Source organism: Natranaerobius trueperi (assembly GCF_002216005.1).
GTDB classification, from domain to species: Bacteria; Bacillota; Natranaerobiia; order Natranaerobiales; family Natranaerobiaceae; genus Natranaerobius_A; species Natranaerobius_A trueperi.
Genome location: NZ_NIQC01000001.1, coordinates 56,720 through 71,020 on the forward strand (window position 1 = coordinate 56,720; position 14,301 = coordinate 71,020).

Below are 14,301 nucleotides of genomic sequence, written 5' to 3' on the forward strand. Positions count from 1 at the left end.
TAATTTTTAATATATCTTTGGATACTATTACTAGAAAAACTTTAGAAAGGAGGAACAATCCTTGACTAATTCACTATCACAAAAAGAGCAACAGCTCCTCCAGGAAGCAAAGGAATATGAAGAACTTTGTGTAGCAAAATATCAAACTTATGCTAATCAGTTATCAGATCAAGAACTAAGTAACCTATTTCAAAAATTAGCCGACAAAGAAAGATCCCATTATGATCAAATTGATCAGATTTTACAACAATATGGACAACAACAGCAAAATTAAGTTAATTGAAAATTTTTATGTAAAGGAGGATGGTGGACTTGTTTCAAAACAACCAAAACCAGCAAGGTAATCAAAAACAAAAAAGTCAGGACCAGCTCGCAGATCAAGCAATTCTACATGATATGCTAATGACAGAAAAGCATATTTCTTCATATTATGATGTAACTGTACTAGAAAGTGCTAGACCTCAAATTCGACAAGCTTTACAACATATTCAACAAGAAGAACAACAACATGCAGAAGAGATATACCAAGCTATGGAAAAACGTGGCTGGTACAATTAATTAATAAGGCTGCCAATTATGGCAGCCTTATTTCTTTTCTCAGTTTTCCTGCTAACTATTCCACTTTCATAGTGTGTTGTTAATATAATATAGTAAGCATGGTTTATCTGGAGGAATTAAATATGAATAAAATAAAATTAATACCTATTAGAACACATTTAATTACTAATAAAGATGATATTGTTGAAGTTATTGAAAACTATACAAAAAAGATTGTTACAGATAAGGACGTTATTTGTATAGCTGAAAGTGTTCTAGCTATCAGTCAAGGACGTTATTTCAAACCTAGTAAAATTAATCCTAGTATACTTTCTAGAACTTTATGCCATTATACAAAACGTGATGGAAATCTAACAAACCCAGCTTCTATGGAACTTGCCGCAAAAGAAGTGGGTAAAGTTCGACTTTTATTAGGTGCTATATTAGGCGGTGCAGGAAAGTTATTATTAAAAAAAGACGGTGTTTTTTATCAACTTGCAGGTTCTGAAGTCGCTAGAATTGATGATGTTGCACGCACTATGCACCCTTTTGATCACTATATAGTACTTGGACCTAAAGAACCAGAAAAGGTATCAAAACAAATTGCAGAAAAAACAAATGCTAGCTGTGCTATAGTAGATGTAAATGATCTAGGTTTTGTAGACGTATTAGGAGCCTCTTCTGGTTTAGATAAAGATAAATTAGAAGAGTTACTAAAAACAAACCCTTTTGGTAATGATGATCAAAATACACCTATAACCATTATTAAAAACTACTTTAGTCACTAAGATATTCGTTATTAGCTGAAATACGTGTAATACCTAATAGTACTGGTACTCCAAGTAAATAACAAGCTAATAATTGACCTACACCTACTTGCATCATCCCCATGAGAATTGGCCAATCTAATAATACACTTAGATACCCGCCTACAATTAAAGCATTAACAATAATTGGTGGGATAGGAGCTAAAAATGGAGAAGGCATTTTCCGAGTTAGCACTGCTGCTAAAAAAGTAGCTGCACTACCAAATACTACATCAATTAGACCTAAACCACCGAATATGTTTGCTATAAATACTCCGATAGTTAAGCCAGGTATTGCTGTTTTAAATAAATAAGGTAGTACTGTTAGTGCTTCAGAAATTCTTATTTGCACTACACCAAATGAAATAGGAGCAAATAATAACGTAAGGGCCACATAAATTGCTGCAATAAGCGCAATTCTTATTAAATCTCGACTTTTCATAGTATCACTCTCCTTGTTTTTTGATAAGGCAGGGTGGCCGCGACCTGCCTCTCTTTTATTGTTTACACTTTTGGAAGTTTGAAAACTTATTTATTATATCAGAAACTTCCAGCAATAATCTAGGCAGTATCTGATAAAAATATAAAATAGAAGGTCAAACCTTCTAAAAAGAAAGGAGGGGAACATTGGAAAAACGTAACCAACCGATTGATGGCGTTAAGTGTGTAGTCGATAGTTGCTATTACTGGCACCAAGGAAACCAGTGTGTTGCCAAAACTATTGAAGTACAGCCACCAGGTGCTAAAGACATCCAAGAAACGGATTGTGCTACTTTTTATCCAAATAACTAACCGTAAAAAGTAAAAAGTTTTTTCCATCACCTTCCCCCTTCTAACATTTTACCCCCTCCCCCTCCACTAAAAAAATCTCCGGGATACCCGGAGATTTTTTATTAATTTATATATAATAATATTTCGAATAATTTAATTATAATTAAGAATAATAATTTTTGATTATTTTAATTCCATTTCTTGAATATCATCCATAGTTAGGTATATAATCTCATCACAGGCTTCTACTAAGTCATGATGAGGTTTGATCTCATGACTATATAAAAGGTAAACTATAATACCCTTATCTTTAGCCATTTGAATAGCTGGGACAAAATCACTGTCACTAGAAATCAAAGCAATATGGCTTATCTGTTGTTCAAAAGCAGAACGTGCAATATCTAATGCCATTAACACATCTACTTTCTTTTGTTCAAAGATTGGCTGTTTTTCTTCACTACGCCCCCGATATGCAAGGCTACCTAATCTTACTTCTGATCTAGGTAAACTACTTATTTTATTGAAAAAACGTTGTTTTTTACTAAAACGATCTTTTTCTTCAACTGTTGGGGGATTACCTTGATATGGAAGACAGTGATAATAATATGTACGCAATCTAGGAACCATAACTTGTCTACTTATCCAGCTATAGAGTCTTAAATAATCTATTTTGGGTTCGCCTAATTTTGAGAAAACTTTTTCTAAAAAACCACCATCTATAAAAATATTTAGGCTTTGGCGATAATTTTTCAAACTTTCACCCCCTTTTCGCCATACAAACAATTATTCTACCCAAAACCCCCTAAAAAAAATACAGGGGCCGCTCATGCGGCCCCAAGTCCGGATTTTGACCTGTCATCCCTTTTTAGAACGACAGGAAGTATTTTGGTGGGTACTCATTTTGCGCTTTGATTGTAACACCAAGTCTGAAAAATTGCAATACCGAACTTGAGACATAAAATTATATATTTTTTTACGTTTACCATTTCGCTGAGCTTTTGTAAAATACCTCCCTGAAATAATTTTTATTTTGTAAATATTCGAATTTTTTATATTAGTTTATATTTATTTAATTTAGAAGGTATTTCATTTAGGATGGCGAAATATTTATTATGAACGATAAAAGAGAATTATAAGGAGGGTCATATATGTTTATTATCAAAAATGCTAATATACTTACCATGACAGGTAAAAACCGAGAAGGTGAAGACATCTTAGTAAAGGACGGGAAGATAGCAGAAATCGGTCCTAATTTAACGACTCCTCAAGGGACAAAAGAAATTGATGCTTCTGGGAAAACTGTTATGCCCGGAATGATTGATCCACATACTCATCTAGGAGTTTTCGAAGAAGGTAATGCCTTTGAAGGAGATGATGTTAACGAACTAACTGGTCCTATTACACCTGAATTAAGAGCACTTGATGCAATTAATCCCTTTGATGTAGGACTTAGAGATGCTAGGACTAAAGGTATTACTTCAGTGATTACAGGTCCAGGAAGTGGAAATGTTATAGGTGGCCAATCTTATGCCATTAAAACTAAAGGCGAAATTGCTGATGAAATGCTTATGAAAGAAGAACCTGTTGGTCTTAAAGCAGCTTTTGGAGAAAATCCGAAACGAATATATAGCTCACAAAAGAAAAGTCCATCAACTAGAATGGCTACTGCCTCTCTAATGAGAAAAGCATTCTTTGAAGCAAAAGAATATCAAAGAAAACTAGAAGAAGCTGATGATGATAAATCTGTAGATTTAGACTTCAAAAAAGAAGTTCTTCGAAAAGCATTAAATAATGAATTAACAGTAAGGGCTCATGCTCATAGAGCAGATGATATTATGACCGCAATTAGAATTTCTAAAGAGTTTGGATTCACCCTTTCAATAGAACATTGTACTGAAGGTCATAAAGTTGCAAAACAATTAAAAGAGCATGATATTCCTGCAGTAGTTGGACCTAGTATGACTGCTAGATCTAAAGTAGAATTACAGGAACGCTCATTTGAGACACCTAAGGCATTATATGACGAAGGAGTTAAGTTTGCTATCACTACTGACCATCCTGTCATCCCTATCTATACCCTTCCAATCTGTGCTGCTTTAGCTGTTAAAGAAGGGCTTCCAAAAGAAGAAGCTTTAAAAGCTATAACTATTAATGCAGCAGAAATTGCAGGTATTGATGATAAAGTAGGTACTTTAGAAGAAGGAAAAGATGCCGATATTCTAGTATTTGACGGAGACCCACTAAGTGTAGAATCTAATTTAGACTATATCTTTATTTCCGGTGAAGAGGTTACTTCCTAATATAAATTCCCCGAATGAAATATCATTCGGGGAATTTTACTTAATAATTATTTTTAAAATAATTTAATATACCTTCTACAATTCCTTCAGCAGCGTCTTCTCTAAATGAATCCTGTCTTAAAAGCTGTTCTTCTTCTGCATTTGTTAAAAATGCTAGCTCAACTAAAGCTGCAGGAATTGTTGCTTTTCTTAATACCCTAAATCTACTATCTTTAACTCCTCTATCTAACCTATTTAGGGTATTTAACATTCCTGTTTGTAAATCCCTAGCTAATTCAATATCCCGAGAACTTCTTTCAGACGAATAGAAAGTTTCCGTTCCGTGGATATTATTATTTGGATGACCATTAGCATGTACACTAATAAAGATATCACCATCTGAATTATTTGTTAATTCCACACGTTCATCTAAGGTCATAGTTATATCTCTATCTCTAGTTAAAAAGACATCTGCTCCTAATTCTGTTAGTAATTCTTTTGTCATAAGAGTAACATCTAAGGCTACTTCTTTTTCTTTTAAACCTGTTGGGCCAATCGCTCCTGTATTAGAACCACCATGCCCAGCATCAAGAACTACTTTCTTATCTTTTAGCGGGCTAAAAGCATAAACACTTACCATTAACTGTGAATCTTGCCATGATAGAGAGTAATGTTCTTTTTCGTTTAAGTCAATTACTATCCTAAGAGTGTCATCATCTTCACGGGCTCTAACTTGTGCTATTGTTTTACTACCTATATTCCAGTTATTCTCATCAGTGTTTAATGAGATTCCATCAAGGTCTATCACTAACCTATCAGGATCATCTAAAGTATAACTTTTAACATCTGTTCTTTCAATTGGACCTAAACCAATAGTTGTATTATTATCATTTTGTTCCCAATGAACATAATTAATTGCCTGTAATTCGTATTCATCATCATAACTTACATCCGCAGTATAGTCAGCCGCTACCCAACCCTTGGTATCTTCATCAATTTTAATTTTGTACCATTCATTGTATTCAGGGTGGTTACTTTTCGTAGATCTTGTAAGTAGGGGGTATTGTTCATCTTTATGTACTTGAGTAAGTGTATCATAATCTAAACTTGGTCCTTTTCTAACATTTAAGTTATCATAAGCAATGGTTATATTACCCATAGGACCTACAAACTCATTAGGTATTTCTTCAGGATCGTCTTGTTCATCAGAAGAGTCATCTAGCTTATGTATTTCAACAAAGTCTTTACTTACCCATCCTTTGTCTTCATCTTGAGACTCTAGATTAATTTTAACCCAATCAGTATACTCTACTTCATCTTCATTAAAAAACTCTTTTACAAATTCATATCTTTCACCTGAATGGACTTGATGAACTTGATCATAGTCAGTCGATGGACCAGAGCGAACATTTAGATTATCATGAGTTATTTCAACCAGCTTGTCTTTGTTAGGCTTGTCCTCATCTTCGTTAGAATTATCTTCGTTATCTGTTTCATTATCTGAATTATCTTCGTTATCTGTTTCATTATCTGAATTATCTTCGTTATCTAGTGTAGTGATATCTACTAAATACTTCTCACTTTTCCAATCAACATATGCACCAAGCCCTTCACTAACAAATCTTAATGGTACCATTACTCGCGCTTTGTCAGTTAGTATCGGAGCTGTGTCCATAGACTTCTCTTTTCCATTTAAAGTGAAGTTATCTTTTCCTATTTCTAAAACAATTTCATCAGATCCATTGTCTAGTTCAACAATTTGATCATCACTGTTCCATTCAACATAGGCCCCTAATTCCTCACTGACAAATCTTACTGGAATTTGAGTTCTTCCATTATCATCAATGTACGGTTCTTGATCTAAAAAGCTAACCACTTCTCCGTCTACTTTAACCTCAATATCATCTTGTGCTAATAAAGTTGCAGAAAAGCTTACTAGTAGCACAATGATTAATAAGGTTACTCTTTTTAAGTTATACACCTGTTCCACTCCCTACTCTTTCTTTTTCCCCCTTACAAAATTCGACTGACTTCATATTTTAAGACGGAGAACATGTCAAATAAGTTCCGATGATGTCAAAAAAACCTTATTTATTTTACTCTTTCATGTCCTGTATAGATTATTTTATCACTTGCACGATGACCTCTTCCGATTAATGTTATATTTGTTTTTTGTGCAATTTCTAGTGCTAAATTTGTCGGTATACTACGTGTAGCTACTATAGGAAACCCTGCTCCTAGCGCCTTTAGAACCATATCTGAAGATAATCTTCCAGTTGTAATCACTATACAACTAGAGGGGTCATATCTTTTTATAAGGCTAGCTCCAATCACTTTATCTACTGCATTATGTCTACCAACATCTTCTCGGACTAATAATAGTTCTTTAGAGTCAGCAATGGCTGCTGAATGTATTCCTCCTGTTTTAAGATATTTTATTGATCTATTATACATATCGACAAAAAAGTTTCTAAATAAGCTATCATAAACTGATAAGTTAGAGTCTATACTATTATTTTCTATATCCTCTTGGATCTGCCCACCACTTCCACATCCACTTGTAATAACATTACTTACATCAAATTGATCTTCAGGTATGTCTTTGTTTAGAGTAACTGTTATAGTATTAAGCTCATCACAAGCATTCATAATATTAATATCAAACATATCTGAAATAATTCCTTTAGTAAATAAATGACCTAAAGCTAGTTCTTTTAGATATTCAGGAGTACACATAAATGTAGCAAATTTTCGATCATTTACATATAATTCGATCGGCTTTTCTTCACTGACAGGTAAACTAATTTAAAAACCCTCCCATCATATTAACTAGTTCTGTTAAGTTGTATGATATTTGAATCAGTCTCCGTCTCGGAGTTAAGATGTTTTTAGGCGAAAGCAAAACCCTCCGAGAGAAAGGAGACTGATCCATGGCTAAAGTTGTATGCCCCAGATGATAGATATTGGGCTTACAATGCTCCTATTAAAGTTTTGTTCCCAAATTCTAGTCACATCAGAGTTTAGTCTTTTCAAGATGATATTTCTAACAACTTAATTGAATCTTTTTTCCAGATACTTAAAAGTTGGGTTAAACAACGCAGAGGATTTGCTTCTTACCAGTCTGCTAACAAGCTTATTGCTTGTGTTTGCTTTTAACTTTGTTAGGACAAGCAATGTGTTGACTCAAGTTGCTGGCATCTCTTATTCCAATAAATCTAGAACCTTTTGGCTGCTACATAGTGCAGCATGACGATGAAATTCTTTCAAATCTTGCGAGTAAAAGAGCTCTTTTTTCATAACAACTTAACAGACTCTATTAACTTTCCTTAGTAGCTACAACTATCATCCGTTGTGAGTTAATATCATATGGTCCCCTTTTAAAGTTACCATACACTCTTTGAGGGCTAAAACCTGTTTTAGTCATAATTGTAAACATCTCTTTTAAAGTATAAGCTCTCATCCACTGGGAGTACATAACCTCATCACCATGTGGTGGCTTTACATGTTTATAGTTAATTGTACAGCTAGATTCAAAATCAAATTTTGTATATCTAAAGCAAGTAAATCCATTTTTAGTTTTAACCCAGTCTTTTTGTTTAAAGTTTCTTAAAAGATGTTCTCTATTTTTGACATCTACTATTAAGAAGCCTTGTGACTCTAAATGATTATATATTCCTTTAAGCGTATTTTCTACATCTTCATCACTCATATAATATCCTAAAGAGGCTAAAGTATAGGCAGCTCTAAATTTTGTCCCTAAGTCACGTTCATGTAATTTAGTTACATCATCATTAATAAAAGAAACCTGATCAGTAACAGGGCTATCTTTAAGACGTTTTTCTGCTTTATTAATTAGATGCTCACTTAATTCAACACCTGTTACATTATAACCTCTTTTAGCCATAGCTAGTGCATGGCGTCCACATCCAGAACAGAGATCTAATAGCTTGTCCCCCATAAAAAGACTTGTAACAGATTCAATAAAGTTAGCTTCTCTTTCTGTCTGATTTGCTGGATACTTATTTTTAATCATATCTAAATAGTACTTTGTAAAAAGTTCATCACTCCAGATATTTTCCGGTTGATTATTAGACATTCAACCCCTCCTTTATTTGCATTATCATTTTAAATTTTGAAACACAGACTGTGCAAATAATTATTTAAATATCATCCTTACTAATTGGTTCTCCAGTATATATATGTCCAGCAATACTATCAACAATATCTCCTTCAATCAAAAATTGAACTTTATCTACCTCTTCAAATTGAACCAATGTATAGACTACTGATTGAATTAGTAAAAGTTCTGGTTCTGAACCAAAAGCTGCTTGTGAAATTTCAGAAGAAAAATCAACATGAGCTATATTTTCTTCTATCCAAAAATCTTTAAGTTTAGTTTCTTCTGTTATTAAAACTCCATATTCATCAGATTCAGGTCCTTGAAATAATAGATCTAAAGCTTTATTAGGACTAGCATCTTCTATTTCCCTAGTTTCTTCTGCTAGTTCAAAAGTTGTTTCAGATTCTTCTAGAAAGTATAAAGAAACAGTAGTTTCTTCTTTTTCTTCTTCACCACATGCTGATAAAAATACCATTAAAGATAACATTACTACTAATAACAATAATCGTTTCATAACAATCCCCTCCTATTAAGTCGATAAAACTCGAATTATGGTATCTTTATAATACCATAATTTAAATATTTTTTCTTTTATTTCTAACAATTTTTCAAGTATTTCTAACAATTTTTCAAGGCTTCTATTTTCAAGGCTTCTATTTGTATATATATTCATGGTAAAATATACTATGAAAGAATCAGTATTTCATCTTATACTTTTTACAAGGAGAATCGATTAACTTAAAACGCTACACCTCTCTTTCCTATAAAAAATTTCACAAAAGCCATAAAGATAATATCATTCTTTGTGTTAGTTTTTAGTTAAAACCTTTTTAATAATTTTTTTCAAAGCAAAAGGTTACCCTAAACACAAAATACACAAAGCTTTGAATTCATAGACAAGTCACTAAATAAAAATGGTAATTGATATACATGTGATCGTAAAGCAACTTTCCACTAAAGATCTTAACACGGGCTATGGCTTTTAAAACTACAGGTCGTTATTTTAGACGAATCAACAGCTAATTTAGATCCAGGTGATAGAAAAATATTTTAAAAAAATTCATGGTTAAATGGTATTTTAAGTTTATATGAGAACTTTTTTACAGATATGTCGTCTAAAGAAATGTACTTAACAAACTTTTTCGGAGGTGTTTATATTAAAATGAATATATTAAAAGAATATTTACTAAAGGATAAGATTTATAAAAAGTTACTATCAGGGACTTTAGCTTTTTCTCTAATTACAAGTCCAGTTATTGCAAGTGAAGATAGTAGTGGATCCAAACTTCCCATTTTTATAGATGATACTGAAATAACAGAGGGAGTACTACCACAATTAAAAGACGGAAGATTATTTGGACCTGTTAGAAATATTTCAGAAGAGTTAGGAGCTTACGTAGAATATAATGAAGAAACTAAGGAAGTTACTTTATATAAAGAAGATATTAAGATTACTATGACTATAAATAGTAACATAGCTCTCATATCTTCTGATGAGTTAGATATACCCATAGAAAAAGAATTTGATTCTCCAATGTATGTTGAAAATGGAAGAACCTTTATACCATTAAGGTTTCTAGCTGAGAACTTTGGTTATAATGTAGTCTGGGATGAATCAGATGGTACCGTAACCTTAACTGAACCAAAAGAGTCTGAAGACAAAGATGATGAAAAATATAATAAAATAGACTTTGATGTGGATAAAAAGGATGATAGAATAGAAATGGTTTTTGATGATTTAGATGAAAGTGCTGCATATGAATTAAATTTCAATGAAAAAGAAAGCGATTTCGAAATTATTATTGATTCAGCAAAGCTCAAAGAACAAACCTTAACCTTTAATGATCCACTTTTAAAAGAAATAAAAACTAGCCAGGTAGAACGTAATGAAAAAGACGAAAATAAAGATGTGAAAAACTATGCAAGTACCATAAAAGTTTCTCTTAACTATCCAGTACCTGAAATTAAAACCAAAGAAAGTGATAAAAAACTTGCTTTTACAATACCAAAAGAGTTCGAAGCTACAATAGAAGAAAAAGAAATTACTGAAGGATTAAAGTTTAGTTCCATAAGAAAAAGTGTACAAGATGGGCCTATTAAAATTTATGAACTAAAATTAGACTCAAACTCAGCCTTAGAAACTGATTTAGTTCTAGCACAAAATAGATTTGCTGGATTAGAACGATTAGACAATATCGCAAAGAGAAATAAGGCTATAGCTGCTATAAATGGTGGTTTTTTCTGGCATGCTGGTCATCCAATCGGTTTATATGCCCATAATCAAAGGCTGTATAGAGAACCATCAGATAATAGATCGGCTTTCTTTTATAGCACTGATGGGGAACCTAGTATTGAAAGGACTACCTTTAACGGTGGAGAACTTTTTATAAAAGACAAAGATATTAGTATAGAAATAGACGGAATAAATAGAAATAGAGAACGAAAAGATGTCATAATCTACACTAGTGAACATGGGAATACTACAGGTACAAGCACTTCACACATTAGAAATCATAAAGAATTTGTAATAGATAGTAATGGTACTATTACCCACATTAAAAATGGTAATAGTAATATTCCAAGTGAAGGTTTTGTACTATCTATTCATGAAGAATATATTAACGGTAATCAAGATAAGATCAACTTATTATCTACTGGTGTTAACACTGATCTAACTTGGGACTTAGGAGATAAAAACCTAGATGAAATCAAATTCGGTTTAGGTGGCAGTCCTAGAATTATTGAAAATAACAAAGTAGAGATTAGTTCAGTTTTAGAAGGTGTTTCTGATAATATCAGTAAAGGACGTTCACCAAGAACAGCAATAGGAATAACTTCTGATAACGATATTATCTTCACTGTAGTAGATGGTAGACAGCCTGGTACTAGTATAGGAATGACTCTAGAAGAGTTAGGAGAGTTTATGAAAGATCGCGGTGCACATGATGCTTTAAATCTAGATGGTGGAGGGTCATCTATGATGTGGTTTGATGATAAATATCAAAACAGTTATTCACCTAATACTCCTAGAAGCATTTCAAATGCACTAATTATAACTGACAAGTAACATAAGTTGGAGTGATCACTTTGATAACAGACTTAGATAAGATAGGATTTCAATTAATTCATTCACTACATGGGAATATATCAATCTTGGATTCACTTTTTGTTTTCATAGCTGGCTATTCTAAAATTTTCATGGCATTAATTTTACTTATAGGAATACTAGGAATTATAAAAAGAGAGCTTAGTGTAACAAAAGAAAAAAACAAAGCACTTAAGACACTTTTTTTTAACATGGCACTTATCGGTTTTTTGATTCTAGTTCCAATTCTACTATCAAATCTTTTACGAGAACTTATAATGAGGCCTAGACCTTTTGTAGTCTTTGATATAATTCCTATGATTGAACAAGAGATACGCCCTTCACTACCTAGTAACCACACTACAGCTAGTTTTGCAATTGCAGGTCTATTCTTAACTCATATGAGAAGTTATTTCCCATATGTGGGTATTATTGCAGCACTTGTTGGTTTTTCAAGGATCTATACAGGTATACACTTTCCATTAGATATTATTTCAGGTGCTTTATTAGGTTTACTTCCTGCAATCACATATCTTCTAGTATCTAGAAAAACAAGTAATAAAACATATCAAATATCTAAACGATTTAGATAAATTTAAGGGTTAAACTCATTATTTGAGTTTAACCCTTTTCTTGTTCTGAGGTTTTTTCTGTTGGTTTTAAATAATTATTAAAAGGTTTTGTATCAAATAATGATGAATGACCTAATTTAGAAATACAACCTACCACAGTTAGACCAAAGATCCCTTGACTTAACATATATGATAGATTACTAGATGCAGTTTTAGGTTCTACCTTATTACTGGGTAAGTTATTTAGAATAACAGTTATTAAGGTACCAAGGGCTATACCTGAAAAAATACCTTTAGTAATTATATGATCTCGCCCAGTTTTTGATAATAGATAAACTAGCCCTATTCCACCTAATGATGACATCCCCATATCAAAAAGTTCACCAAGGATACGACCTTGAAGTTTTGATGCTTCACTTCGTTTATTTACTAATAAACCAGCAGCAGTTTCTCTAAAAGATACTTGTGAACTTTTTCTTTTAAGTGTCAGCTCATCCACTATAGTCTTTGGTATATTTCCAATTAATCCTGCAACTATTCCTAATAACATTCTATCTTTTATTTTCATAAAATACCCCCCAAAAAACCTATTATAAAAACCTTCTTTATTATGGTTACTTTTGTCTTAGTTTTTATACTAGACCAAAACAAGCTTCTTTAGAAGAAAGTCCTAAAAAAGCTTGTTAAGTAGTGAGTTCTTTTTTGGGTTCAAAATATGAAAGTTTTTTAAATGTTGTTTTAAACCATAACATTCCAATAGCAAAAAAAGTAAAATCAGATAATCCTAAAGATAACCAAATACCTGTTGCACCTAATGTTGTTTGTGATGTTAAAAACAGTGATAAAGGTATACCTACAAAACCAACCCTAATAAGACTAATAATTAAGGCAGGTACCGCTTTACCTAAACCTTGAAATGCATGAGCAGATATCAGTCCACTACCTAAAAATGGATAACACACAGGTAGTATTTTAAGATAACTAACAGTATGATCCATAACTTCTTGTTCTTCAGAAAAGATACTTATGAAAAATTGCGGAAAAGAAAATAAAATAATTCCCATAAAAGTCATAAATCCAACAGCCATAATTTGAGCAGTCCAGTAAGACTTACGTACTCTTTCCATTTCTCCTGCTCCATAATTTTGACCTACCATAGTAACTGTACTTATCCCAATTGCTATCCCAGGTAAAATAGCTAGTGAATCAATGCGAAAACCTAGTCCTAAAGCAGTTACTGCCTCTTCTCCAAAACCTGTAGCTAAACGATTATATACAAACAGTGTCATAGACATCATAGCTTGTGAAGCTGAAGCTGGTAGACCTACTGTCATGGTTTCTTTTATGATATTAATATCAAAAATTAATTTAGTCATATCAAATTTAATAGTCGACCTTTCAGAATAAAAGTGCCAAACTAGAAATACTAACCCTAAGAATCTACTTAAAACAGTAGCTAAAGCTGCACCTCCGACTCCCATAGCAGGTATTGGACCTAAACCAAAAATAAAAATAGGGTCTAATAAAATATTAAATCCAACAGCTACAAATTGTTTTTTCATAGATGTCTTCATATCACCTTCACCGCGAAGTATACCATCAAATGCTAAAAACAAGAAGAAAATTAAATTACCCCAAAATATAATACTGGTATAATCTAAAGCCATAGAAAAAAGATTACCTGTTGCACCCATAAGAGAAATTATATGTCGTGCAAATAACACACCAATAATAGTAGTTATAATTCCAAAAACTATGGCTAATGTAATTGCTTGAGAAGCTGTTTTTTCTGCCTGTTCTTGTTCATTTGCACCTAAACTTCTAGCTATATATGAACTAGACCCTACTGCAACTGCATTTCCTATAGCTATTAAAATAAATAAAATTGGCATATTCATACTTACAGCAGCAATAGCATCAGAGCTTATTCTACTAACAAAAAATGTATCCACTATATTAAAGATAGTTTGTAAAAACATTCCGCCCATAATAGGAAGTGACAACCTTATTAGTTTTTTAGGTATGCTACCTGTTGTTAAATCACGTTTTTGTGAAACTGTTTCTGTTGTCAAATAAATCACCTCATTTCCTTTGAGCCTCTAAATAATGATATCACCGACTCTAAAATAAA

16 protein-coding genes and 1 pseudogene are annotated in these 14,301 nt (G+C 32.4%); 8 read left to right on the forward strand and 9 right to left on the reverse strand.

Annotated features, from left to right (window positions below; translation table 11 throughout):
- Positions 1-61 precede the first annotated feature (61 nt).
- From CDO51_RS00255 to CDO51_RS00265, 3 genes are all read left to right on the forward strand, one after another.
- Positions 62-274, forward strand: coding sequence for a ferritin family protein (locus tag CDO51_RS00255; RefSeq protein ID WP_089022298.1), 213 nt, complete (start codon positions 62-64; stop codon positions 272-274).
- A 38-nt stretch (positions 275-312) separates the two neighbouring features.
- Positions 313-558: a spore coat protein gene (locus CDO51_RS00260; protein WP_158212244.1), complete on the forward strand. Its 246-nt coding sequence runs from the start codon at positions 313-315 to the stop codon at positions 556-558.
- A 122-nt stretch (positions 559-680) separates the two neighbouring features.
- Positions 681-1,325 carry a coenzyme F420-0:L-glutamate ligase gene (locus CDO51_RS00265; RefSeq protein ID WP_089022300.1) on the forward strand — a complete coding sequence of 215 codons (645 nt, stop codon included), beginning with the start codon at positions 681-683 and terminating at the stop codon, positions 1,323-1,325.
- On the opposite strand, the gene CDO51_RS00270 is transcribed toward CDO51_RS00265, so the two are convergent.
- Positions 1,315-1,785 (reverse strand): QueT transporter family protein, encoded by a 471-nt coding sequence (locus CDO51_RS00270; protein WP_089022301.1) that lies wholly within the window; start codon positions 1,783-1,785, stop codon positions 1,315-1,317. The genes CDO51_RS00265 and CDO51_RS00270 overlap by 11 nt on opposite strands.
- 185 nt (positions 1,786-1,970) lie before the next feature.
- On the opposite strand from CDO51_RS00270, the gene CDO51_RS00275 reads away from it, so the two are divergent.
- Positions 1,971-2,135, forward strand: coding sequence for a DUF1540 domain-containing protein (locus tag CDO51_RS00275; protein ID WP_089022302.1), 165 nt, complete (start codon positions 1,971-1,973; stop codon positions 2,133-2,135).
- Positions 2,136-2,297: 162 nt separating this feature from the next.
- Here the strand turns inward: CDO51_RS00275 and CDO51_RS00280 are convergent, their stop codons facing one another.
- Positions 2,298-2,867, reverse strand: coding sequence for an NYN domain-containing protein (locus CDO51_RS00280; protein WP_158212245.1), 570 nt, complete (start codon positions 2,865-2,867; stop codon positions 2,298-2,300).
- Between the two features lie 395 nt (positions 2,868-3,262).
- On the opposite strand from CDO51_RS00280, the gene CDO51_RS00285 reads away from it, so the two are divergent.
- A complete protein-coding gene (locus tag CDO51_RS00285) occupies positions 3,263-4,414 on the forward strand; it encodes an amidohydrolase (protein WP_089022304.1) in 1,152 nt (383 codons plus the stop codon).
- A gap of 40 nt (positions 4,415-4,454) precedes the next feature.
- On the opposite strand, the gene CDO51_RS00290 is transcribed toward CDO51_RS00285, so the two are convergent.
- A complete protein-coding gene (locus CDO51_RS00290) occupies positions 4,455-6,374 on the reverse strand; it encodes an N-acetylmuramoyl-L-alanine amidase (protein WP_158212246.1) in 1,920 nt (639 codons plus the stop codon).
- Between the two features lie 110 nt (positions 6,375-6,484).
- Entirely contained in the window at positions 6,485-7,198 is a 714-nt protein-coding gene (gene fdhD / locus CDO51_RS00295; protein WP_089022306.1) for a formate dehydrogenase accessory sulfurtransferase FdhD, read from the reverse strand.
- Positions 7,199-7,348: 150 nt separating this feature from the next.
- On the opposite strand from fdhD, the pseudogene CDO51_RS00300 reads away from it, so the two are divergent.
- Positions 7,349-7,643 (forward strand): annotated as a pseudogene (locus CDO51_RS00300) (IS6 family transposase); the annotation flags it as partial.
- Positions 7,644-7,709: 66 nt separating this feature from the next.
- Here CDO51_RS00300 and CDO51_RS00305 read toward each other — a convergent pair.
- The 3 genes from CDO51_RS00305 to CDO51_RS14045 all read right to left on the reverse strand — a co-directional run bounded on the left by CDO51_RS00305 (position 7,710) and on the right by CDO51_RS14045 (position 9,186).
- Positions 7,710-8,489: a class I SAM-dependent methyltransferase gene (locus tag CDO51_RS00305; RefSeq protein ID WP_089022307.1), complete on the reverse strand. Its 780-nt coding sequence runs from the start codon at positions 8,487-8,489 to the stop codon at positions 7,710-7,712.
- A 64-nt stretch (positions 8,490-8,553) separates the two neighbouring features.
- The gene (locus CDO51_RS00310; RefSeq protein ID WP_089022308.1) at positions 8,554-9,027 is read right to left on the reverse strand and encodes a GerMN domain-containing protein; all 474 of its coding nucleotides are present in this window, start codon (positions 9,025-9,027) and stop codon (positions 8,554-8,556) included.
- A 15-nt stretch (positions 9,028-9,042) separates the two neighbouring features.
- Positions 9,043-9,186 carry a hypothetical protein gene (locus CDO51_RS14045; protein ID WP_205842029.1) on the reverse strand — a complete coding sequence of 48 codons (144 nt, stop codon included), beginning with the start codon at positions 9,184-9,186 and terminating at the stop codon, positions 9,043-9,045.
- A gap of 489 nt (positions 9,187-9,675) precedes the next feature.
- Between CDO51_RS14045 and CDO51_RS00315 the strand changes: the two genes are divergently transcribed.
- Positions 9,676-11,580 carry a phosphodiester glycosidase family protein gene (locus CDO51_RS00315; protein ID WP_158212247.1) on the forward strand — a complete coding sequence of 635 codons (1,905 nt, stop codon included), beginning with the start codon at positions 9,676-9,678 and terminating at the stop codon, positions 11,578-11,580.
- 20 nt (positions 11,581-11,600) lie between these two features.
- Positions 11,601-12,191 carry a phosphatase PAP2 family protein gene (locus tag CDO51_RS00320; RefSeq protein ID WP_089022310.1) on the forward strand — a complete coding sequence of 197 codons (591 nt, stop codon included), beginning with the start codon at positions 11,601-11,603 and terminating at the stop codon, positions 12,189-12,191.
- A gap of 28 nt (positions 12,192-12,219) precedes the next feature.
- Here CDO51_RS00320 and CDO51_RS00325 read toward each other — a convergent pair whose 3' ends face one another.
- On the reverse strand, positions 12,220-12,738 hold the full coding sequence (locus tag CDO51_RS00325) for a hypothetical protein (RefSeq protein ID WP_089022311.1): 519 nt from the start codon (positions 12,736-12,738) through the stop codon (positions 12,220-12,222).
- Between the two features lie 115 nt (positions 12,739-12,853).
- Positions 12,854-14,242, reverse strand: coding sequence for an MATE family efflux transporter (locus CDO51_RS00330; protein WP_089022312.1), 1,389 nt, complete (start codon positions 14,240-14,242; stop codon positions 12,854-12,856).
- Positions 14,243-14,301 lie beyond the last annotated feature (59 nt).

Coding starts and splice junctions, on each gene's coding strand:
- CDO51_RS00265 (WP_089022300.1), top strand. CDS start 681: ATGAATAAAATAAAATTAATACCTATTAGAACACATTTAATTACTAAT.
- CDO51_RS00270 (WP_089022301.1), bottom strand. CDS start 1,785: ATGAAAAGTCGAGATTTAATAAGAATTGCGCTTATTGCAGCAATTTAT.
- CDO51_RS00285 (WP_089022304.1), top strand. CDS start 3,263: ATGTTTATTATCAAAAATGCTAATATACTTACCATGACAGGTAAAAAC.
- CDO51_RS00305 (WP_089022307.1), bottom strand. CDS start 8,489: ATGTCTAATAATCAACCGGAAAATATCTGGAGTGATGAACTTTTTACA.
- CDO51_RS00310 (WP_089022308.1), bottom strand. CDS start 9,027: ATGAAACGATTATTGTTATTAGTAGTAATGTTATCTTTAATGGTATTT.
- CDO51_RS14045 (WP_205842029.1), bottom strand. CDS start 9,186: ATGAATATATATACAAATAGAAGCCTTGAAAATAGAAGCCTTGAAAAA.
- CDO51_RS00315 (WP_158212247.1), top strand. CDS start 9,676: ATGAATATATTAAAAGAATATTTACTAAAGGATAAGATTTATAAAAAG.
- CDO51_RS00325 (WP_089022311.1), bottom strand. CDS start 12,738: ATGAAAATAAAAGATAGAATGTTATTAGGAATAGTTGCAGGATTAATT.